The sequence below is a fragment of the Hymenobacter coccineus genome, from assembly GCF_001816125.1.
GTDB lineage: Bacteria > Bacteroidota > Bacteroidia > Cytophagales > Hymenobacteraceae > Hymenobacter > Hymenobacter coccineus.
In genome coordinates, this window is record NZ_MDZA01000222.1 from 1 (window position 1) to 22,600 (window position 22,600).

Genomic DNA, 22,600 nt, shown 5'->3' on the forward strand with positions numbered 1-22,600 from the left:
CGGGGTTGCTGGGGCCCTGTTCGAGCCGGCCGAGGCGTCGGCGCGGTAGCCGGCGGCCGAGGGGCGCGAGTTGAAGTATTCGGGCCGGTCGAAGCGCTGGCCCACGTTGGCGAAGCCCACGAGGCGGCCGTGCTGCCGGACTTGCACGCCCTGGCCCTGGCCGGGCGCGAGCTGGGCGGCGGCCCACACAAGGGCCGGGTAGGCCCCGCAGCACAGCACCAGCATCACAAGGGTCAGGCGGAAAGCGGTTGAGAGTTGGGTTTTCATGGTTTTAGTGCGTAAAACGGAGTGGTACTCCGTTAATCATTACTTGGAAAAAGGGCTTGCCGGCGCGGTGTAAAACGGAGTGGTACTCCGTTAATCGTTGCTTGGAAAAAGGGCGCTACTGGCGCGGGGAGCAACGGAGTGCCACTCCGTTTTACAAAAACACGCCTACAATCAGGTCGATGACTTTGATGCCGATGAAGGGCACGATGACGCCGCCGAGGCCGTAGATGAGCAGGTTGCGGCGCAGCAGGGCCGAGGCCCCCACGGCCTGGTAGGCCACGCCCTTGAGCGCCAGCGGCACCAGCGCCGGAATGATGAGGGCGTTGAAAATGACGGCGCTCAGAATGGCCGACTGCGGCGACTTCAGCCCCATCACGTTCAGGGCCCCCAGCGCGGGGATGGCCACCATGAATAGGGCCGGCACGATGGCGAAGTACTTGGCCACGTCGTTGGCGATGCTGAACGTGGTGAGCGTGCCGCGGGTCATCAGCAACTGCTTGCCAATCTCCACTACTTCAATGAGTTTAGTGGGGTCGTTGTCGAGGTCCACCATGTTGCCGGCTTCCTTGGCGGCCTGGGTGCCGCTGTTCATGGCTACCCCCACGTCGGCCTGGGCCAGGGCGGGGGCGTCGTTGGTGCCGTCGCCCATCATGGCCACCAGCTTGCCGGCCTGCTGCTCGGCCCGGATGTACTGCATCTTATCCTCGGGCTTGGCCTCGGCGATGAAGTCGTCCACGCCGGCTTTCTCGGCGATGAACTTGGCGGTGAGGGGGTTGTCGCCGGTCACCATCACGGTTTTGATGCCCATTTTGCGCAGGCGCTCAAACCGCTCCTGGATGCCGGGCTTGATGATGTCCTGCAACTCTACCACGCCCAGCACGCGGTCGTTTTCGCTCACCACCAGCGGGGTGCCGCCGTTGCTAGCCACCGCTTTCACGCGGTCGGCCACGTCGGCGTGGTAGGGCTGGCCGGCGGCTTCGGCCAGGCGGCGAATGGCGTCGGCGGCGCCCTTGCGGATGCGGGTGCCGCTGGCCAGCGTCACGCCGCTGCTGCGGGTTTCGGCCGTGAACTTGATCAGCTCGGCCCCGTCGAGGCGGCTTTGCAGGGCCTGGGGGCTCACTTGGTTGTCGCGGGCCAGCTCCACAATGCTCTTGCCCTCGGGGGTTTCGTCGGTGAGCGAGCTGATGGTGGCCTTCTCCACAAACTCCAGCAGGGGTACGCCGGGGGCGGGCCAGAAGTGGGTGGCTTTGCGGTTGCCGATGGTGATGGTACCGGTTTTGTCGAGCAGCAGCACGTCGATGTCGCCGGCCGTTTCCACGGCTTTGCCGCTCTTGGTGATGACGTTGGCGCGCAGGGCCCGATCCATGCCGGCAATGCCGATGGCCGAGAGCAGGCCCCCAATGGTGGTTGGAATCAGGCACACGAACAGGGCGATGAAGGCCGAAATGGCAATCGGCGTGTGGGCGTATTCGGCAAACGGCTGGAGCGTGACGCACACGATGACGAATACCAGCGTGAAACCCGCGAGCAGGATGGTGAGAGCAATTTCGTTGGGCGTTTTCTGGCGCGAGGCGCCTTCCACCAGGGCAATCATCTTGTCGAGGAACGACTCGCCGGGGGCCGTCGTCACCTGCACCACGATGCGGTCGCTCAGCACCTGGGTGCCGCCCGTGACCGACGACTTGTCGCCGCCCGCCTCGCGGATAACCGGGGCCGACTCGCCGGTGATGGCCGACTCGTCAATCGTGGCCAAGCCCTCGATGATCTCGCCGTCGGTGGGAATCAATTCCCCAGCCTCAACCACGAACACCTGCCCTTTCTGGAGCTGGGCCGAGCTCATGGCGACCATGGTGCCGTCGGGCTGGCGCACGTTGGCGGGCGTGTCCTGGCGGGTTTTGCGGAGCGAATCGGCCTGGGCCTTGCCGCGGGCTCGGCAATGGCCTCGGCGAAATTAGCGAACAGGAGGGTGAGGAACAGCACCACGAACACCGTGGCGTTGTAGCCGAAGCTGCCCTGCGCCGCGTCGGGCCGCACGAGCAGGCCCAGGGTGACGAAGAACATGACCACTGTGCCCAACTCCACGGTGAACATGACCGGGTTGCGGAACATGATGCGCGGGTCGAGCTTCACGAACGCCTGGCCAATGGCTTCGCGGACGAGGGCGGGTTGGAAAAGGGATTGGGACTGGGTTGCCATTGTCTGGAGCTGTTAGCTGATGGCTATTAGCTGTTAGTTTTTGATAAGAAGGGAATCGATTAGGCCGTCATGCTGAGCTTGTCGAAGCATCTCTCCCGCAGCAGTAAACCGTGATTAGTTGAGCAGCAGACATGCTTCGACAAGCTCAGCATGACGGCCTTTTTGGGCCCCACGACTACTTTGCGTACAGCGTGAAGTGCTCGGCCAGGGGCCCCAGGGCCAGGGCAGGGAAGAAGGCCAGGGCGGCGATGATCCAAATCACGAAGAAGACCATGATGCCGAAAGTGCCCGTGTCGGTGCGCAGTGTGCCGGCGCTTTCGGGGATGTACTTTTTGCGGGCCAGCAGGCCGGCGATGGCCACCGGCCCGATGATGGGCAGGTAGCGCGACAGAATCATCACCACGCCGGTGCTGATGTTCCACCAGGGCGTGTTGTCGCCGAGGCCCTCGAAGCCCGAGCCGTTGTTGGCGGCCGAGGACGTGAACTCGTAGAGCATTTCCGAGAAGCCGTGGTAGCCGGGGTTGGCCAGCCAGCCGGCGTAGGCGGTGGGGTTGCCCACGTAGAGGTGGGCGGCCAGGGCGGTGCCGGCCAGGATGAGCAGCGGGTGCAGCAGGGCGATGACGATGGCGATTTTCATCTCGCGGGCCTCAATCTTCTTGCCCAGGAACTCGGGGGTGCGCCCCACCATCAGCCCCGAGATGAACACGGACACGATGATGAACACGAAGAAGTTGAGGAAGCCCACGCCCACCCCGCCGTAGAAGGCGTTGGTCATCATGCCTAGCAGCGCGTCCATGCCCGAGAGGGGCGTGAGCGAGTCGTGCATGGCGTTGACGGAGCCGTTGCTGGTAACAGTAGTGGTGATGGCCCACAGCGCCGAGGCGGGGGCCCCCAGGCGCATTTCCTTGCCTTCGAGCGAGCCCAGGCGTTGGTCAACGCCCAGGTGGGTGATGGCCGGGTTGCCGTGCATTTCGAGGTACACGGTGGGCACTTGCAGCAGCAGGTAGCCGGCCGTCATCACCCCAAACACCATCCAGCCCAGCCGGGGCCGGCCCAAGTAGTAGCCGAAGGCCAGGGCCATGGCAATGGGAACGAGGACGATGGCGCCGTTCTCGACGGCGTTGGTGAGGTAGGTTGGGTTTTCGAGCGGGTGGGCCGAGTTGACGCCGAAGAAGCCGCCACCGTTGGTGCCAATTTGCTTGATGCCGATCATGGCCGCGGCGGGGCCCCGGCTCACGAACGTGCTGTCGCCCTGCATCGTCACGAGCGGGGCCTTGCCCAGCCACGTCATCGGCGTGCCCTGGAAGGCCACTACCAGGGCCACCACCAGCGAGAGCGGCAGCAGCACCCGCGTAATGCTGCGGGTGAAGTAGACGTAGAAGTTGCCCAGCTTTTCGGTGGTGCGGTCGCGCAGGGCGTTGAACACCACCACGCAGGCGGCCAGGCCGGTGGCAGCCGTCACGAACTGCAAGAACATCAGGCAAAACACCTGTGAGAAGTAGGTGGCGCCCGACTCGCCGGAGTAGTGCTGCAAGTTGCAGTTTACCAGGAACGAGACGGCCGTGTTGAACGCCTGGTCGGGCGTCATGCTGGGGTTGTGGTCGGGGTTGAGCGGCAGGCTGCCCTGGGTGCAGAGCACGAACATGGCCCAGACGAACCAGACCAGGTTGATGGTGAGCAGCGCCACCAGGTGCTGCTGCCAGCTCATTTCCCGCTCGGGCCGCACGCCGCCCAGGCGGTACAGCAGGCGCTCTAGGGGCCCCAGAAAATCGGACCAGCTTTTGTCGCCCCGGTACACGGTGGCCAGGTAGCGGCCCAGCGGCACGGCCAGCAGCACGGTGCTGCCGAAAATGACGAGGATGCCGAGGAGTTCTTTGTTCATGGGAAGTGGGTGGGGCCCCCGTGTAAGCGGGAGGGGCCCCGGTTAGAATTTTTCCGGCTTCAGCAGCACGTAGCAGAGGTAGCCGAAGGTGGCAAGGGCCAGCAGCAAAAGGGCGAGCATCATGGCGCGGGGCGGGTTAGATGTGGTCGAAAAAATCGACCGATTTGTAGAAGAGCCAGAAGAAGCCGATGCCGGCAGCAGAGAGGACCGGAATCATGAGGGCGGGGGCCATGGCAAAAGAATTGGTGAAGAATATATGGGTGAGTAGGCCGTAAGCCAACGGCGCACCCATTCCCAATGCGGCGGATTATTCCTATCTAACTATCAGATTACCAGTGATAAATATTTTATTTCGGCGCTGCGCCGGGGCCCCGGCGGCCCGCCCACCCTACCGTTTTGGTAGGGTGCTTTCCAAAACGGTAGGGTGGCGGCGGGCAATGGGGTGGCCCGGGGGCCCCAGGTCGGTGTGGGCGCGTTTTTGGGGCCCTTGGCACGGCGCTAATATTCGGCCGAGGCGTCCCTTTAACCCGTCCCATGCCCGATTTACTGGCTGAAATCACCGCCGCCGCCCGCGCTTACTACGCCCAGGCCAACGCCCTCCCCCTCACCGCCACCGATTTCCTCTCCTGGCTCGACGAGCTGCCCGCCGCCCGGCGGGCCGGCCTGCTGGCGCGCGGCCTCATCGCCAGCCGGGCCGAGCCCCACTTCCTGCGCTACTGCCTCGAATGCCGGGGCTACACCATGCGCGCGTTTATGGCCCCGCGCCTATCAGTGCCCGCCTACGGGCTGTGGGCCGCCCACGGCGAGTTCGACGGCGACCTGCCGCCGCACGGCATCGCCAGGTAGGCTGGTTGGGGCCCTAGCGCGGGTTGCGCCGGGAGCTTACCGTTTTGGTAGGGTGCTTTGCTGCTTCGGGTGGGCCCCCAAGCGGGTCACTGCGCCAAAGGATGGGGCCCCGGTGGGACCCAGGGCTGTATTAGAACCGGGCCCCCGCTAGCCCAGCCCGTACTCCTGCACCTTGCGGTAGAGCGTGGTGAGGCCAATGCCGAGCACCCGGGCGGCTTCGGTTTTGTTGCCGCCGGCTTCGAGCAAAATGCGGCGGATGTGCTGCTCCTCCACGTGGCGCAGGCTGCGCTCATCGTCGGCCGCAGCGGGGCCCGCGGGGGCCGCGGCGGCGAGCTGGATTTCCAGCGGCAGGCCGTCGAGGTCGAGCAGCTGGCCGGCGGGCGTGAGGATGGCGGCGCGCTCGAGCACGTTGCGTAGCTCGCGCACGTTGCCGGGCCAGGCGTAGGCTTGCAGGGCGCGTAGGGCCTCATCGGTGAGCGCCAAGGGCTGGCGGGTGAGCTTGGCGGCCAGCTGCCGCGCGTAGAACGCCACCAGCGCGGGCACGTCGGCGCGGCGGGCGCTGAGGGGCGGCACCTGCACCTCAAACACCGAAAGGCGGTAATATAAATCGGGCCGGAAGCGCCCGGCCTCGGCTTCTTGCTTGAGGTTGCGGTTGGTGGCGGCCACCAGGCGCACGTTCACGCGGGTGGACTTGGTGTCGCCGATTTTCAGGAACTCCTGGCCCTCCAGCACCCGCAGCAGCTTGGCTTGCAGGCCCAGCTCCAGCTCCCCAATCTCGTCGAGGAACAGCGTGCCGCCGTTGGCCTCCTCAATAAGCCCCTTCTTGTCGGCCTGGGCCCCCGTGAAGGCGCCTTTTTTGTATCCAAACAGCTCCGACTCCAGCAATTCGCGCGAAAAGGCGCTGCAATTGACGGCCACGAACGCCTTGCTGCGCCGCCCGCTGGCCCCGTGGATGGCCTGGGCAAACAGCTCCTTGCCGGCGCCCGTGGGGCCCCCCAGCAGCACGGTGGCGTCGGTGGGCGCCACCTGGCGGGCCAGGTGCTTGGCCGCTTCCAGGGCCGGCGCGTGCCCGATGATGGCGTCGAACGTAGACTGGGCCCCCGCCACTTGGCGCTCCAGGTCGGCCACGCGGCGCTGAAGGCGGGCTTTTTCCACGGCCCGCTCGGCCACCACCAGCAGCTGGTCGTCGGAGTCGCCCTTGGTGAGGTAGTCGAAGGCCCCCGCCTTCATGGCGCGCACGCCGTCGGCCACGGTGCCGTAGGCGGTCATCAGCACCACCTCGGCCAAGGGCGCCTGCGCCTTGAAGCGGGGCAGCAACTCCACGCCGTGGCCGTCGGGCAGCTTCACGTCGCTCAGCACCAGCAGCACCTCGTCGGCGTGGTCGTGCAGGGTTTGCAGTCCGCGGCGGGCGTCGGGGGCCTGCAGCACGGTGTAGCCTTCCAGCTCCAGCAGCCGCCCCACCACGGTGCGCAGCTGGGTTTCGTCGTCAATCAGCAAAATGGTGCCGGTAGGCATGGGCGGGCGGAGCAAGTGGGGCCCCAAAGAACGGCCACTCGGCCCGCCCGCTACGCAAAAAGGACCCCGCACCAAGCGGTGCGGGGCCCTCAAAACTGCCAATGCATCGGTTACTGGTTCACGCTGGTGGGCGTGAACAGGTCCGTCACCGTTTGAGCAGGCGTGTTGGGGTTGGTCGTTATCTCGATTTGCGGGTACAGGAAGCGCTGGGGCAGCGAAGCGCCCTTCTTGGGTGTCACGCCAACCAGGCTCTTGGCCAGTACGCTGCCGCCGGCCAATGGCTTGGCGCGGCGCTGGTCGTTGAAGGGCTCAATCTGGCCAATCAGACTCAGGTATTTTTCCGTCACAATCTCCTTCAGCAGGGCCTCGTTGGCGTTGGCTGCGCCGTACACGGCGATGCCGCCCGCGGCGAAGTCGGCGGCCGTGTAGGCGTCGTACTTCACCGCGCCGCTGGCGGCGTAGGGGCTGCTGCTGCCGGCGTGGTAGGCACGCACGGCGTTCAGCGCGGCCAGGGCTGGGGCGAAGTTGCCCAGCCGAATTTGCGCCTCGGCCAGCACGAGCTGCGTTTCAGCATAGGTCACCATCGGGTAGGGCGAGTTCGGCTGGAAAGCGCCGTTGTAAATGTTGGGCTCGTAGTCGACGCTAGCATAGCCCGTGCCCGTGCCATTGTTGAAGGTTTTGGTGTAGAAGTAGTTCAGGCGGCCCGTTTCCGTGGTTTTGGCATTGGTGCGGCTGGCTGCCAGCAGCTTGGGGGCAAAGGCGCCGTCGGCAGTGATATCGCCGGCGCGGTCCTGGTCCAGAAAAGAATATATCAGGTTAAGATCAACCTGATAGGCCGTGCCTGCGTGGGGCATGGTCAGGTTATTAGCCGGGGCCGATACCCCCAGCGCGGCGTACTTGGCGGCGTTCGTATAGTCCTTCGTGTGCAGGGCGTAGCGGGCGCGCAGCGTGTTGGCCACGCCCAGCCACTTCGGGCTGCTGCCGGCAAAGAAAATATCGGCCGCGGCCGGGCTGACGCCGGGCTTGGCCAGGTTGGCGGCGGCGTCGGTCAGCAGCGTTTGCACGCTGGCGTACACGTCCTTCTGGGCGTCAAACTTGGGCTGGGCGATGGTCGCGTTGAAGGCTTCCGAATACGGAATATCGCCCCACAGGGCCGTGGCCTGGCCGATGGATAAGCCCTCCAGGGTTTGGGCAATGCCCTTCACGAGCGGGTTCTTGTCCACGTCGGCGCTGGCTTCGGCCAGGCGGGCGTTGTTGCTCACGTTCAGGTAAAAGTCGCCCCAGTCGCTGTCGTAGTCCGACGCCAGGGTTTGGTATACGTCCAGGCCGGCGGCTTGGCGGGCCACCCCCGTGAACTGCTGGGTCCAGATGCTGGACAAGCGGGCCGCGTTGGCTTCTTCCTGCAAGCCCGTGGCCACTTCTACCGACGTCAGCAACAGAGAGGTGGAGGCCCCCAGCGGTACGTTGGGGTTGATGTCGTAGCCGGAAGTGAATTTTTCGCAACCCGCCAGTGCCGTCGCGGCCAGGAGCCCAGGGACGAGGAATCTTAATGGTTTTTTCATATCAGCAGGGACGCGTAGCATCCGCGAATAAAGAAGACGGGAGGAATTAATAAGTGAGACGGACGGAGAACAAGACCGAGCGCGTGCTCGGGTTGTTGAAGTAGTCCAGGCCGCGGCCGTTGGATACCCCCGTCAGGTTCGTTTCCGGGTCCACGCCCGAGTAGTTCGTCCACAGGTACAGGTTGCGGCCAGTCAGGCTGAAGTCGATGGACTGCAACTTGGTAGCGTCGCGGAAGCCCTGGTTGTTGAGCGAGTACGAGAGCGTGACTTCGCGCAGACGCGTTGTGTTCACGTGCTCCACGTATTGCTCGCCGGCGCCGGTGAAGCCGCTGCCGGCCCCCGAGCTGTACCAGTCCTCGTCGAGGGCCACGGGGCCCCCGCCGTAGTTGGCCACCGAACCACGGAAGGTCACGCTGCCGTCGTTGTTGAGCACGTAGGCAGAATTCTGGCCCACTTTGGAAGCTACAGTGCCGCCGCCGAAGGTTTTGGTGGCGGCCGCGTCGGCGGCGCTCAGCGTGGTCTTGGTGCCGCTGCTGGCCGAGGTGCCGAAGTAGTTCAGGATGCCGCGGGTGCCGTTCCACACGTCAAAGGCGTGCACGTGGTCAAACAAGGCGTAGACCGACAGGCCCTTGTAGCGGATGGTGGCGCCAAGGCCCCCGCGCCATTGCGGGTTGGGGTCGCCCACCACGCCGTTGGCGGGGTCGAGCTGGGCAAAGCCCTGGGCGTCGAGTACGAGGGCGTTGGTGCCGTCGGTGGTGCGCTGGAAGCGCGAGCCGTACAGCGTGCCCAGCTGGTAGCCCTGGATGGCCACCGAGTTCACGGAGTTGCCGCCGAAGCCGTTCAGGAACACCGAGCTGACGCCGGCCAAGTTGGCCACGTTGTTTCGGTTCTGCGAGAAGTTGGCGGCCAGGTTGAAGCCGAAATCCTGCGTCTTGATGATGGCCCCGTCCAGTTGCAGCTCAACGCCTTTGTTGGTGATGGTGGCCGCGTTCTGGAACTGCGACGAATAGCCCGTGGTGTAGGGCTTCGAAATGGCCAGGATGGCGTCGGTCGTCTTGTTGTTGTAGTACGTGGCGCTGAAGCTGATGCGGTCTTTGAGGAAGCGCAGGTCCAGGCCGGTTTCCACTTCCTGCTTGCGCTCGGGCTTCAGGGTGTTGTTGCCCTGGGCCGTGCTGCGGATGTAGCCGCCGCCGTAGGCTGCCACGTCCAGCGCGGGGCCGTAGCCGTCCACGAGCTGGCCGCTGGCGGGGATGTAGTACGTCTGGGTTTGGTACAGGCCGGGCTGCACGCCCACCTGGCCGTAGGCCACGCGCAGCTTGCCAAAGGTCAACCCTTGCTTGTCGGCCAGGGCCCCCACTTTGGTGAACTGCCAGGCAAACGTGCCCGAGGGGAAGTAGAACGTGTTTTTGGTGGCGGTGCCGAATGTTGAAGCCGCTTCGCCGCGCAGCGTGCCCGTCAGGAAGAACTGGTTGAGCAAGGCCACGTCCACTTCGCCGTACACGGCCGCCGTGCGCAGCACCGTTTTCAGGTTGAAAGGCGTGCGGGCGGTGGCCGGCGAGTTGTTGAGCTGCGGCGGCGACAACACGTTCACGATGTTGGTGGCCGAAGCGCCCAATTGGTCGGCGCGCCGCTCGTTCAGGTTGTTGCCCACAATCGCCGAAACCGAGAAGTTCTCGCCGAAGTTGTGGTTGGCCCGCACAATGAAGTCGTTGTTCACCTGGGTTTCGGTGATGTTTTCCTCCGTCACGGAGCCCGTCAACTGGGCCGCCGACTGGCGGGGGAAGAAGGCCTCCCGGCGGTCGTTGTAAGTATCCACGCCCGTGCGGTTCAGGAAGCTCAGCCAATCGGTGGGGTGGTAGTTCAGCTCGGCCGAGCCCACCAGGCGGTTCACCAGCGAGGTGTTCGTCACGCGGTTAATGGTCCAGTTCGGGTTGTCGTAGCCGGGGTTGGCGGCCCCCAGCGGGTTGCGGTAGCTCACCTGGCGGCCGGTGGTAACGGCCCCCGCGGCGTTGGTGTAATCGCCGTAGTACCCGCTGTTGTTGTAGTCGGCCGGGGTGCGCAGGCCCCCCAGGAAAATGCCGCTGGTGTTGGAACCCTGCTGGATGCGGTTGGAGAGCGTCCGGGCGTACGTTATGTTCACGGCCGAGCTAAACTTGTCCGACAAGTTGCGGGTCACGTTCGCGCGGATGGTCGTCCGGTTGTTGTCGCTGTTGTTGTACACAATGCCCTTGGTGTAGGTATTGCTGCCGCTCAGGAAGTACGTCGATTTTTCGTCGCCGCCGCTGAACTCAATGGAGTTGTCGCGGTAGTAGCCCGTGCCAAAAATGTCGCGGCCGTGGTCATACGTCTGCTGGCTGTTTTTGCCGCCGTGGGGGTTGGCCGCCGTGCCGTTGGCAACGCCGTACTGCGTCGAGCCGTCGGGAAAGGTCACGAAGCCGCGGTAGCCGGGGGCCCCTGGAGTAATAATCTGGGCGTCGGCCCCGCCGGTGCGGGTGCTGATGTCGTCGCCCCAGTTGGTGCGGCTGCCGAAGGCGTAGCGGCCGGTGGCCCCCTGGCCGTAGTTGAGCTGCAACGCCGGCGTCTTGTTGATGCGGTCGAAGCTAAAGGCCGAGCGCACGGCAATGTGCATCCGGTCGCCCAGCTTGCCCTTCTTGGTGGTGATGACGATGACGCCGTTGGCGGCCCGGGTGCCCCACAGCGCGGCGGCGGCGGCGCCTTTCAGCACTTCCATCGAGGCGATGTCGTCGGGGTTGATGTCGTTGAGGCGCGAGGCCTGCACCACGCCGTCTACCTGGTTCGAGCCGGCCCCGCCGTTGCTGGTCAGGATGCCGTCGTTGCCAATCGAGGAGTTCGAAATCGGAATGCCGTCCACCACAATCAGCGGCTGCAAGTTGCCCGTGATGGTGGCCGCGCCCCGAATCTGAATGTTGGCGCTGGCGCCCGGGTCGCCCGACGAGCGGGTGATGAGCACGCCCGGCGTCTTGCCCGAAATGCCGGTCACGACGCTGGTTTCGCCCGAGCTCACCAGGGCCGTGCCCTGCACCGTGGCCTGGGCCGTGCCCAGCTGGTCGCGGTTAGCCTGCAGGCCCAGGGCCGTCACCACCACTTCGCTCAGCTGCTTGGCGTCGGTGGCCAGCGCCACGTTCAGCGCGCCGCCGGTAATGGGTCGCTCCTGCGTGGAGTAGCCCACAAAGCTGAACACCAAGGTCGAAGCCTCAGCTGGCACGTCGTTCAGCACAAAAGAACCCTCCGCGTTACTCGTGGTGCCAACGGTCGGCCGGCCCTTCACAATCACCGTCACCCCGGGCAGCCCTTGGTTGGTGGCCCGGTCGGTTATTTTCCCCGAAACGGTTCGGTTCTGCGCTTGGGCCTGCTGCAACAGGCCGCCAAGCAGCAGGACAAACAATAGTAGCGTTTGCTTCATTTTTTGGTTGGTTTGGTGAGTAGAAATTGGGTGGTTGAAAAAATGAAAAGGCCCGTTAGATGAGAAATAGAACCTTTGCTTATGTATTGTCTGTGGAGGTAATCGGTGCTTTGGGACCCCTAGCCGTCGCTCAGTGAAGCGTAATTGTTGCCAGCCATCCTCGGGGCCCGGCCTATTCTCTGTTCTCTGTTCTCCGTAGCAGCAATTTGTGTTAACTAACAGTGAGCAATTGATTAAGAATAAGCTAACCTACCGAAATAAAAGAAAATAATATTTTACTGTGCTGTTTTAGAGCCCCAAACGGTCAATTACTTCCTCGCTAGATGTACAAAAGCCCGGGGCCTGCTGCACAGCAGGGGCCCCGGGCTTTTCGCGTAAGTGGGGGCCCTGTGCCAGGTGCAGGTTTCCTAGGTAAGGTAGGTTACCCAGCGCTGGGGCCCCACCCCGCAACAAAAAGGGCTGCCCACTGGGCAGCCCTTTCACAAAAGTGCAGGCGACAATGCAGGCGCTAAGCCTAGAGCTTGTCCCAGAAGATTTTCGTGGTCACCGCGTCGCCGCCAATGGCGGTAGCGGCGGCCGTGTAGTTGGTAGCGTTCAAGTACTGCACCAGGGTTTGCAGGCCGAGGCGGGCGTCGGGGGCGTGCCGCACGGTGTAACCTGCCAGCTCCAGCCGCCCCGCCATGGTACGCAGCGGGGTTTCGCCGTCAATCAGCATAGTGCCGGTGGGTATGGGCAGGCATGGGCGGGCGGGGCAAGTGGGGCTCCAAAGAATGGCCATTCGGCTCGCTGGGCGGTAGCAGAAAGGGCTACCCAATGCGGGTAGCCCTTTCAGAATGGTAGTCGGCTACTGCGTAGCCCGGCGTTTCGCCGTTAAAATTTGTCCCAGAAAACCTTAGTTTCCACCTTATCGCCGCCGATGGCCGTGGCGGCCGCGGCATAGTTCGTGCCGTTCAGGTTCGACTCTTCGGTGGGGTAGCGCAGGCGCACCGGAATGCCCGACAAAGCCCCGGCCGGCGCCGTAAGCGTCGGGGAATCGAGCCGCCGCCAGTCGGTCCAGGCCTGCACGGGCTGGATGTATTCAGAAATCCATTTCTGCACGCCGATTTTCTGTTTGTACGTGGTGCCCGCGGCCGTGGCGTAGGCCACGCCCGGCTGGGCCAAGTAGGTAGCCGCATCGGCGGCCGAGCCCCCCCATTGCTGGATAGACGCCGTGATGGCCGCGTTGTAGTGCGTGGTCACCGTGCCGCCCACGCTAAAGCCACGGGCCGCCGCCTCGGCCAATAGGAATTCTACTTCTGAATAGGATTCCAAAACCGCTGGCAGCGTGGGGTCTTGCAAAGCGACGCCGGGCTGCGAAAACGAAGAAGCGTTGTTGTTGGTGCCGTACACCCCGCCGATGTACGTGCCCGGGGCCATGCCAGCGGCCGCTACCTGGAAGTATTTGGGCAAACGGGGGTCTTGCAGGGTCTCAAGCTGGTTGATGAAAAAATCGGTGCCAACGAAGTCTTTCCGGCCACTTTGCACCAGGTTTTCCCATAGGGGGTTGGCGTTCGGCGGAGCGGCCTGGAAAACGAAGTTTGCCTGGTCCCCGTTGGCCGCAAACACGTTCGGCGCGGCTTGTTCCGCCTGGGTCTTGGCCTGCGCGGCATTGGCGTCGGCCGTCGTGATGGCCATGCGCAGCTTCAAGGAGTTAGCAAATTTTATCCAGCTGGTCATATTCCCGCCGTACACCAGATCGGCCGAGCCCAAGCCCGCCGACCCGGACTTCATCGACGTGATGGCCGCGTTCAACCGGGCAAACAAATCCGTGTAAATCGTGGCCGCGTCGTCGTACTTAGGCTGCGGCTTGTTGAAGTCCAGCGCTTCCGTGTAGGGCACGTTGCCGTAGGTGTCCACCAGCACCGTCCAGGCATAAACCGAGAGCACCTCAATGCAGGCCAACTGGTTGGCCTTCACCGCGGCATCCAACGTGTTGTCGGCCGTAATGACCGTTTTGGCTTGGGTCAGGTTGAGCAGAACGCCCGGGGCAACGGTGGGGTCGGAGCTGCCGTTGCCCAGGAAGAGCAAACGCCAGAAGTTGCGCGGAATGGGGCGGCTGTCGATGTTGTAAATCGATTCGTCGAAGTAGGTGGTTTCGGCCCAGTACTGAACGATCAGCTCGAAGATGTTGGTGTTGACGTTGGGGCTGACCATGGCGCGGGCCAGCCCGAGTTGCGCGGCCGAAACCAGCGTAACGCCTGGCACCACCGTGGCTTGCTTGGGGCTCACGTTGTAATCCGTCAGGCTGTTCACGCACGCCGTGGCCGTTAACAGCGCCGGTAGGCAAATGAGAAGTGACTTTTTCATAATTTAGATACTATTGCGCGGATTTAGAAACGAAGACGAAGGTTGGCTCCGACGGTGCGAACCGCTGGGTAGGCTCCGCCCTGGTAGCCCTGGCCGATATTTCCCGAGCTGGCAACGTCCTCCGGGTCAGCATCGGGCAAGTTCTTGTGGATGATCCACAGGTTGCGGCCGATGATGGAAAAGTCAGCGCCCTTCAGGAACGGCGTTTTGGCCAGCAGCGATTTAGGCAAGCCAATCGTGAGGGCTACTTCGCGCAGCTTCACGTAGCTCGCGTCGTACACGAAGGCTGCCGCCGGGTTGCGGAGGTAGCCGTAGAGGCCGTAGTTGGAGTTGCTGACGCGGACCGTGTTGGCCGAGCCGTCGGCTTGTACCCCTGCCAGAATCACCCCGCCCCCGTCGGCAACGGGGGTGCGCGAAGGGTTGCCCAGGTCGTTACTGCCCGCCGTTTCGGGCTGCAAGCCAGTGGCCAAGCCGTAGTAGCGGTCGAGCGAGAAGACCGAGCCGCCCGACTTGATGTCAACCAGAAAATTCAGCGAAATGGATTTGTAGGAAACGGTGTTGGTGATGCCTCCGCGCCAGCGCGGCGTGGGGTTGCCAATTTCCTGGTTGGCGTCGGTCATCTGGTAGTACCCGTTGGCGCCCACCACCCGCTGGCCGTCGAGGTACACGAAGTTGGTGCCGCGCAGGGTGCCGTACGCCTCGTTCACCGTGGCGTTCGACGTGATGCCGCCCTGGTAGCTGGCCAGGATGATGTTGTCCACGCCCTGGTAGAGCGACCGGACCGTGTTTTCGTTGCGCGACCAGTTGGCCGACAAGCGCCAGTTAACGTCCCCGGTTTTCACCGGCACAACGAAAGCCGACAGCTCGAGGCCGCGGTTGCGCACTTCGCCCGAGTTCACGTAGCGGGAGATATAGCCCGTGGCGGCGGATACGCTGACCGGCAGAATCTGGTTGATGGTGCTTTGCTGGTAAATGGTGGCTTCCAGGCCCAAGCGGTTGTCGAGGTAGGCCGTTTCCACGCCGGCTTCGAAGCTGCGCGTGCGCTCCGATTTCAGGTCGGGGTTGTTCTTGGTCGTCGGCAGGGCAAACAGGGGCGTCGAGCCGAACACAGCGGGCTTGCGGTAGGTGTCAAAAACACTCAGGGCCGGGGCGTCGTTGCCCACCTCGGCGTAGTTGGCCCGCACCTTGCCGTACGACAACCACGGCGCGGCGTCGTGCAGGTCTTCGGAGAAGACGTAGCCCAGGGCCGCCGAGGGGTAGTAATACGTGTTGCTGTTAACGGGCAGCGTCGTGGAACGGTCAACCCGCGAGGTCAGGTCCAGGAAAATTCGGTCGCGGAAACCGAGCGTGGCGCTGGCAAAGAAACCATCCACGCCAACCTGGGTCACGCCCTCGCTGGGCGCGTTGATGGAATTGGCGGAGTTGGCGAGGGAGTACAGGCCCGGCACCACCAGGCCGCCGTTGGTGGTGGCGAACAGCGAGTTATCGTATTGGCGGCGCAAGTTGGTGCCCACCACCCCTTGCAACGTAAAGTTGGTGCCCAGGCTTTTGTTGAAGTTGGCAAATAAGTCGTAGTTGAACTCCCGGTAGGTGTGGTTGTAGCGCGAGTAGTACGGCACGTACGACGCCTGGGTGCTGCCCACGGCCGAACGCTCCTCCTGGAACTCGTCGTAGGAATCCACCGTCAGGCGGCCCACAATCTCCAGGCCTTTGAGCACTTTGTAGTTCGCCATCACGTTGCCAAACGTGCGGTAACGGGTGTCGTTCTCGTAGTTCTGGTAGCGAACGAAGTAGGGGTTGTTCCAGTAAATGGCCGAGAGGTCGCCGTTTTCGGGGCTGGCGAAGTTCCAGGTAGCGTTGGTGTTGTTGCGGAAATACGCATCCTTCAGCTGCGAAACGTCCAGGTTGGTCTCCCACCACTGGCGGAAGTTGGTCATGATGTTTTCCGACCCGTAGCCCGTGCCGTAGCGGCCCAAGCCGTCCACCCGCGTAAAGTTGATGTTCGTGCTGAGGGTCAGCTTGGGGTTCAAATTCAGCGAACCAGCGAAGTTGAGGGTGTTTTTGGTGATTTTGCTGTTGGGCAATACCCCCCGGTCGATGTTGTTGTTGTAGCCCAGCTTAAACGTGCCATTGTCGCTGCCGCCGTCCACGACGATGGTGTTCAGCGTGGAGGCCGCCGTTTGGAAAAAGGTGCTCGGGTCGTTCGCCCCAGCCGTCCAGGGCGTAGCTTGGCCAAAATTGGGGTCGCCCGGGGTGTAGGAATACCACTGGCGCACGAGCAGGTTGGGGTCGAAAGGCGCGCCATACGAGGCGTCTTCCGAAGTAGGAGCCACCAATTCGCCGGTCGGCGAGTCGTTGAAATAAGGATTGGTGGGGCCGTAGTAGCGGCCATAGCCCCCGCCGTACTGCTTTTGGTACTTGATGAACGTGCTTTTGTCGATGCGGCCCAGCGTGACGCCCGAATTGATGGTGACCCCCATGCCGTTCTTACGCCCCTTCTTGGTGGTGATGAGGATAACGCCGTTGGCCGCCCGCGAGCCGTACAGGGCCGTGGCCGCCGCGCCTTTCAGCACCGTAGTCGAAGCAATGTCGTCGGGGTTAATGTCGGCCGCCGCGTTGCCGTAGTCGTAGCCCGACTGCCCGGACTGTTGGCCGGCGCTGTTGGTGTTCAAGTTGCTGATGGGTACCCCGTCCACCACGAAAAGGGCTTGGTTATTTCCCGTAATTGATTTGGTGCCCCGGATGACCACGTTGGACGAGCCCCCCAGCGTATTGCTCTGCTGGATGGAAAGGCCGGCAACTTTGCCCGATAAGCCGTTGATGGCGTTGGGATTGCGGGCCACCGTGATGTCGGTTCCGGTTACCTGGGTGGCTGAGTACGCCAGCGAGTTGCGGGTCCGCTCCACGCCGAGGGCCGTCACCACCACTTCGTTGAGCTGCTTGGCATCGGTGGCCAGGCTGATGTTGACGGTGTTGGCGCTCGTCACGGCCGCCTCCTGGGTGGCATAGCCCACAAAGCTGAACACGAGCGTCGTAGTACCGGCCGGCACGGGAAGGGCGTACACGCCTTCCGCATTGGTCGACGTGCCAATCGTCCCTTTGTCTTTTACGATAACCGTTACCCCTGGCAGGCCTTGGCCCGTGGCTTGGTCAACGACCTTGCCCGAAATGGTTCGGTCCTGCGCCTGGGCCTGCTGCAACAGGCCACTGAATAGTAGCAGGAATAGCAATAGAGTTTGCTTCATTTTTGAGTTGGTTTGGTGGTAGAATGTGGAAATGTGGGTTGAATAGGGGAAAGTGAAAGTTAGCACTTTGCTCGGAGACTCCTTTGAAGGAAGCTAGGGCCCCCAGGGCCCCTTTGCCGTCGCGTAGCGGAGTGCATTGCTGCCGGCCATCCTCAGGGCCCAGTCTATTCTCTTCTTTCCGTAGCAGCAATTTGTGTTAACTAATGGTGAGCATTTGATTAAGTATATTGTAACGCAGTGATAAGCAAGAGGAATAATACTTTGCTGTGCTGCTTCGGGCCCCGAAATTACCAAGCGCATCACCGCTAAGTGCATAAAAAGCCCGGGGCCTGCGCGTAGCAGGGGCCCCGGGCCCTCGTTTTTCTGGCAAAACTTTTTAGTCGCGCTTGCCCTTCAGCACGCCCTTGAGGGCGGCAAGCTCGTCGCGCAGCTTGGCGGCTTGCAGAAAGTCGAGCTCCTTGGCGGCGGCTTCCATCTGCTTTTCGGTCTGCTTGATGAGCTTTTCCAGCTCGGGGCGGTTCATCATGGCCACCACCGGCTCGGCGGCCATGGCCAGGGCGGCGGCGCCGTCGCCGTAGCCCACGGGCTGGGCCTGGGGCTCCACGGTGCGGTAGTCGGCCAGGTCGGTTTGGCCCAGGATCTGGGCGTGGCTCTTGCGCACGGTGCGCGGCGTAATGCCGTGCAGCTCGTTGTAGGCGGCCTGGGTGGCGCGGCGGCGGTTGGTTTCGTCGATGGCGCGCTGCATCGAGCCGGTCATGCGGTCGGCGTAGAGGATAACCTTGCCGCGGTCGTTTCGCGCCGCGCGGCCCATGGTTTGGATCAGGCTGCGCTGGTCGCGCAGGAAGCCTTCCTTGTCGGCGTCGAGGATGGCCACCAGGCTGACTTCGGGCAAGTCGAGACCCTCGCGCAGCAGGTTCACGCCGATGAGCACGTCGATTTCGCCCAGCCGCAGCTTGCGCAAAATCTCCACCCGGTCTAGGGTTTTCACGTCGGAGTGCACGTATTCCACCTTGATGCCCAGGCGCAGCATGTACTTGCTCAGCTCCTCAGCCATGCGCTTGGTGAGGGTCGTCACGAGTACCCGGTCGCCCATTTTCACGCGCTCGTCCACCTCGTCGAGCAGGTCGTCGATCTGGTTCGAGCTGGGGCGCAGGTCGATGATGGGGTCGAGCAGGCCCGTGGGGCGGATAATTTGCTCCACCACCACGCCATCGGCCTGGGCCAGCTCGTAGTCGGCCGGCGTGGCGCTCACGAACACGGCCTGCTGGTACATGCTCTCGAACTCGTTGAACGTCAGGGGCCTATTGTCGAGGGCCGAGGGCAGGCGGAAGCCGTACTCGATGAGGGCGGTTTTGCGGCTGCGGTCACCGCCCCACATGGCCCGGATTTGCGGCATCGTGGCGTGGCTCTCGTCCACCACCAGCAGGTAGTCTTTCGGGAAATAATCCAAGAGGCAGAAAGGACGCGAGCCGGGCGTGCGCTGGTCGAAGTAGCGCGAGTAGTTCTCGATGCCCGAGCAGTAGCCCAGCTCCCGGATCATCTCCAAATCGAACTCAGTGCGCTCCTGAATGCGCTTGGCTTCCACGTCGCGGCCCTCTTTTTCGAAGTAAGCGTGCTGGGCCACCATGTCGTCCTGAATTTGGTGGATGGCGGTTTGCAGCGTCTCCTTGCCGGTTACGAACAGGTTGGCGGGGTAGAGCGTGGCCGATTTTTCCTCGCTCAGCTTCTTGCCGCTCACCGGATCAATCTTCTGCACCGACTCAATTTCGTCGCCGTAGAAGTAGATGCGGTAGGCATAGTCGGCGTAGGCCGGAAACACGTCCACGGTGTCGCCCTTCACCCGAAACGTGCCGCGGGTGAACTCCACTTCGGTGCGCGAGTACAAAATCTGGACGAACTGGTAGAGCAGGTTGTTGCGCGTGTAGCGCTGCCCAGGGGCCAGGAAAATAACGTTTTTGGCGAACTCCTCGGGGTTGCCGATGCCGTAGATGCACGACACGGAGGCCACCACAATCACGTCGCGCCGGCCACTCAGCAGCGTGGAGGTGCAGTGCAGCCGCAGCTTCTCAATCTCCTCGTTGATGGCCAGGTCCTTCTCGATGAACACGTCGGAACTGGCGATGTAAGCCTCGGGCTGGTAGTAGTCGTAGTAGCTGATGTAGTACTCGACGGCATTCTGCGGGAAAAACGCCTTGAACTCGCCGTAGAGCTGGGCGGCCAGCGTTTTGTTGTGGCACAGCACGAGGGCCGGCTTGCCGGTTTCGGCGATGACGTTGGCCATCGTGAAGGTTTTGCCGGTGCCGGTGGCCCCCAATAGCACCTGGGCGTGTTCGCCGTTGTTCACGCCTTCCACCAGCTTGGCAATGGCGGTGGGTTGGTCGCCGGTGGGCTGAAATTCGGAGGTTAGCTGGTAATCCATGCGGAAGGGAAAGCGGCGGAAAAAAGCCAACCTCCTCAACCCCAAACCAGGGCCCCGGGTTTCTGCGCTTTCAACAAAAATAGGCCGCGCCGCCGCCCGGGGCCCCGCTCAGCGTGAGTCGCGCCACACGAGCTGCCGGTCGGCCGCGAGCTGGCGAAACTCCGGGCAGCGGCCGTCGCCCTGGCCCGAGAGGCCGCCGCTCGGGGCGCACAGCACGTTCAGGCAGGCATCGTACAGGGTTTCGTATTGGTCGCAGCACGGGGCCGTGACCAGGTACACCGGCTCGCCGCGGAACGTGTACTGCCACACCTCGTAGGCCGGGTTGCTCTTGGGCAGCGCCTGCAATTCAGCGATTTTGGTTTGGATGCTGGCCGCGCATTGGGGCCCCGGCTCGCTGGCCGCGTGGCTGCACTGGGAGGATAAAAGGGGCAGGCTGCCGATGGCCGCCAGGCAAAAGAGTCGAAGTGGAGCCATAGAACGTCCTGCGCTGCGCTAATGAAAAAAAGTGCTTGTCTGGCCCGGCCCGGGGCCCCGGGTGGCTACGGCATTTTCACGGTGCCCCCAAAATCGACGGCGGCCTCCAGGCCCACGCTGTAGGGGCGGTGCTGGCGGGCAAAATCCTGCACCGGCTGGGCATTCAGCGAGAGCACGCCAATCTCGGCCGTGGGGCCCGCCGAGAGCGTCCAGCGGCCAGCGGCGGCGCGGTACTGCACCCCGGCCCCGCCGCGCAGCGTGGTGAGCAGCCGCCGGTAGGGCGAGCCGGGCGCGGCAAGCGGGTATTCTTTGGTGGCGCTGGGCTCGCCGGCCACTTCCGAGCGCACGCTCAGCAGGGCCCCCACCACGGCGCCGAGGTGGCCGTAGCCGCTCCAGCCGTGCTTGCTGGGGTTGGCGTAGTGCACCGCCACGGGCACGCCCACCGTGCGGTAGCGGAACGAGGTGGTGCGCAGCGTGGGGCCGGGGGCCATTACGGCCAGGGCCGCGGCGGTGTTGTAGGCGTAGTAAGTGGGCAGCTGCTCGCCCACGAAGCGGGTGCTGGTGGCCGACTGGGCTTCGTGCTGGCCTAGCTCGACGCCGGTGCGCAGGGCCCAGCGGCGCCCAGCAGGCGGGTGGCGCGCACGGCCACGCGCTGGTCGAGGCCGCCGTGCAGGTACTCGCGGTACTCAGCCGCCGAGCGGTTGTTGAACGCCACCGCGTTGGTGCTGGCCGCCACCGAGTAGGGAATGCTGGCCGTGAGGGCCGGCGTGCCGTCCTCCTGCGAGAAATCGGCGTTGGGCGAGAACACGCCCGAGGCCACGCTTACCCCAAACTGCCAGCGCTTGAGGGGCGCGGCGGCCACGTTGGGCGTCACGGCCACCGCCGCCAGGCGCACCGGCAGCGCCGCGGCGGCCGGGTTCTTCGCCAGGGCTGCCTGCCGCTGGGCCAGGGCATCGAATTCCGCCGCAAACTGCACGGGGGCACCTGCCGCCGCGTAGCCGGGGCCCTGGGTATTCATATCCGCGCCCGCCGCGTCATAGTTGTTCAGGGCCGTGCGGTAGGTGCTGCCGTGCTGGCCGGTGGTAGCGTTGGCAAAAGTCGCCGCACCCGCCGCTGGGGCCCCTAAATCCGTGTTCCTGTTGCTGCTTGCGCGGCCCGCGGCTGGCGCGCCAGCCAGCGGGGTGCGTAGCCCGGCACCTGCTGGGGCCCCGGAAGCGGAGTAGCCAGCGCCGCGGCCGTTGGAGGCATTATCATAAACAGCGTAAGCGCCGCGGCCGGCCGCAGCCAGTTGCTCCGTGCCCGCCGATGAGCCCGCCGCTAACTGGCCTGCCGTAGTGTTGGCGTTAGTCGTGCGGGTGCTGGCCAGGGCAGCGCCATCGGCCTGGCTTGCGCCTGGGGCCCCAGCGGTGCCGGTAGCCTGCTCGGCGGTGTTGCGGCCAGCGGGCGGGCCGGGTGCGGTGGCGGCCACCTGGGGCCCCGGCGCGGCGTGGTGCGTCCACCAGCTGGCGCCGCCGGCCAGGGTGGCCAGCGCCAGGCTGGCGGCCGCTACCCAGCGGGTGGCGGCAAGGCGGCGGCGGTACGTTTCGTTCTGGCGCACGAGCAGCGCCGTATCTAATTGTTCCCAGAGCATCGGGCGCGGGGGTGCCTCGGCCTGGGCCAGGTGGTGGCGGAACAAGTCTTCCAGGCTGCCCTGGGGCCGGTCGGCGTCGTGGTCGGCGGGGCTAGTAGAATCGGTAAAGGCCATAATGATGCGTAGTTAAATAATCGTTAAGAATCGTGGCGGGGTGCGGTGCCCAGCCGCTCCACCTTGGCTTGCAGAATGGCGCGGGCCCGGGAATACTGCGACTTGCTGGTGCCCTCGCTGATGCCCATCAGCTCGCCGATTTCGCGGTGGTTATAGCCCTCAATGGCGTAGAGGTTGAACACCATGCGGTAGCGCGGGGCCAACTCCTGCACCAGCCCCAGTAACTCCTGGAAGCTGTAGTTGCTGAGCGTGAACTCGGGGCTGGCCAGGGCGGCCGGGTACTCGGCGTCGCTCACCGCCACCAGCGGGGCGTTGCGGCGGTGCTGGCGCAGGGCGGCGTTCACCATCACGCGCCGCACCCAAAACTCCAGCGGGCACTCGCGCCGGAAGCTGCCCAGCGTCCGAAACACGGTCAGGAAGCCTTCCTGGAGCACGTCTTCGGCCTCAAACGTGGTTTGGGCGTAGCGCAGGCACACGGCCATCATGCGGGCCGCGTACTTGTCGTAGAGCTGCTTTTGGGCCAATTGGCGGCCTTCGAGGCAGCCGGCAATCAACTCGTCCTCGGTGGGCACGGCGGGGGCGGTGCGGCTCACGACCAGGCGGGGCAAGGCGGCTTCGTCGGCCCCGCGGGTGGGCCAGGCGGCCGCGCTCATGCGCGGGGCCGGCAACCAAAACCGACC

The 22,600-nt window shown here is 64.0% G+C and carries 15 protein-coding genes and 1 pseudogene; 1 reads left to right on the top strand and 15 read right to left on the bottom strand.

Annotation, left to right across the window (positions count from 1 at the left end; genetic code table 11):
• The 4 genes and pseudogenes from BEN49_RS13220 to kdpF all read right to left on the bottom strand — a co-directional run.
• On the bottom strand, nt 1–267 hold a 267-nt coding region (locus BEN49_RS13220), incomplete at its 3' end, for a potassium-transporting ATPase subunit C (RefSeq protein ID WP_125916851.1).
• 151 nt (nt 268–418) lie between these two features.
• Nucleotides 419–2,463 (bottom strand): annotated as a pseudogene (gene kdpB, locus BEN49_RS13225) (potassium-transporting ATPase subunit KdpB).
• A gap of 175 nt (nt 2,464–2,638) precedes the next feature.
• Nucleotides 2,639–4,345, bottom strand: a complete 1,707-nt coding sequence (gene kdpA, locus BEN49_RS13230; protein ID WP_070744147.1) for a potassium-transporting ATPase subunit KdpA — start codon at nt 4,343–4,345, stop codon at nt 2,639–2,641.
• A gap of 42 nt (nt 4,346–4,387) precedes the next feature.
• Nucleotides 4,388–4,468: a K(+)-transporting ATPase subunit F gene (gene kdpF, locus BEN49_RS30945; RefSeq protein WP_068238449.1), complete on the bottom strand. Its 81-nt coding sequence runs from the start codon at nt 4,466–4,468 to the stop codon at nt 4,388–4,390.
• A gap of 411 nt (nt 4,469–4,879) precedes the next feature.
• Between kdpF and BEN49_RS13240 the strand changes: the two genes are divergently transcribed.
• Nucleotides 4,880–5,191, top strand: a complete 312-nt coding sequence (locus BEN49_RS13240; RefSeq protein ID WP_070744149.1) for a hypothetical protein — start codon at nt 4,880–4,882, stop codon at nt 5,189–5,191.
• A 147-nt stretch (nt 5,192–5,338) separates the two neighbouring features.
• Here BEN49_RS13240 and BEN49_RS13245 read toward each other — a convergent pair whose 3' ends face one another.
• The 11 genes from BEN49_RS13245 to BEN49_RS13295 all read right to left on the bottom strand — a co-directional run bounded on the left by BEN49_RS13245 (nt 5,339) and on the right by BEN49_RS13295 (nt 22,573).
• Nucleotides 5,339–6,706: a sigma-54-dependent transcriptional regulator gene (locus tag BEN49_RS13245; RefSeq protein WP_070744150.1), complete on the bottom strand. Its 1,368-nt coding sequence runs from the start codon at nt 6,704–6,706 to the stop codon at nt 5,339–5,341.
• A gap of 110 nt (nt 6,707–6,816) precedes the next feature.
• Nucleotides 6,817–8,268, bottom strand: coding sequence for a SusD/RagB family nutrient-binding outer membrane lipoprotein (locus BEN49_RS13250; RefSeq protein ID WP_070744152.1), 1,452 nt, complete (start codon nt 8,266–8,268; stop codon nt 6,817–6,819).
• Nucleotides 8,269–8,314: 46 nt separating this feature from the next.
• Entirely contained in the window at nt 8,315–11,692 is a 3,378-nt protein-coding gene (locus BEN49_RS13255; RefSeq protein ID WP_070744154.1) for a SusC/RagA family TonB-linked outer membrane protein, read from the bottom strand.
• Nucleotides 11,693–12,206: 514 nt separating this feature from the next.
• Complete coding sequence (locus BEN49_RS13260) at nt 12,207–12,407, bottom strand: hypothetical protein (protein ID WP_070744155.1); 201 nt, start codon at nt 12,405–12,407, stop codon at nt 12,207–12,209.
• 155 nt (nt 12,408–12,562) lie between these two features.
• On the bottom strand, nt 12,563–14,038 hold the full coding sequence (locus tag BEN49_RS13265; RefSeq protein ID WP_070744157.1) for a SusD/RagB family nutrient-binding outer membrane lipoprotein: 1,476 nt from the start codon (nt 14,036–14,038) through the stop codon (nt 12,563–12,565).
• 23 nt (nt 14,039–14,061) lie between these two features.
• Nucleotides 14,062–17,283, bottom strand: coding sequence for a SusC/RagA family TonB-linked outer membrane protein (locus tag BEN49_RS13270; protein WP_070744269.1), 3,222 nt, complete (start codon nt 17,281–17,283; stop codon nt 14,062–14,064).
• Nucleotides 17,284–17,659: 376 nt separating this feature from the next.
• Nucleotides 17,660–19,702, bottom strand: a complete 2,043-nt coding sequence (uvrB, locus tag BEN49_RS13275; protein WP_070744271.1) for an excinuclease ABC subunit UvrB — start codon at nt 19,700–19,702, stop codon at nt 17,660–17,662.
• Between the two features lie 108 nt (nt 19,703–19,810).
• Nucleotides 19,811–20,176, bottom strand: coding sequence for a DUF6970 domain-containing protein (locus BEN49_RS13280; protein WP_083326077.1), 366 nt, complete (start codon nt 20,174–20,176; stop codon nt 19,811–19,813).
• Nucleotides 20,177–20,241: 65 nt separating this feature from the next.
• Nucleotides 20,242–20,724 carry a hypothetical protein gene (locus BEN49_RS13285; protein ID WP_070744159.1) on the bottom strand — a complete coding sequence of 161 codons (483 nt, stop codon included), beginning with the start codon at nt 20,722–20,724 and terminating at the stop codon, nt 20,242–20,244.
• 38 nt (nt 20,725–20,762) lie between these two features.
• Nucleotides 20,763–21,920 (bottom strand): hypothetical protein, encoded by a 1,158-nt coding sequence (locus BEN49_RS13290; RefSeq protein ID WP_070744161.1) that lies wholly within the window; start codon nt 21,918–21,920, stop codon nt 20,763–20,765.
• Nucleotides 21,921–21,943: 23 nt separating this feature from the next.
• Entirely contained in the window at nt 21,944–22,573 is a 630-nt protein-coding gene (locus tag BEN49_RS13295) for an RNA polymerase sigma factor (RefSeq protein ID WP_083326078.1), read from the bottom strand.
• Between the last annotated feature and the right edge of the window lie 27 nt (nt 22,574–22,600).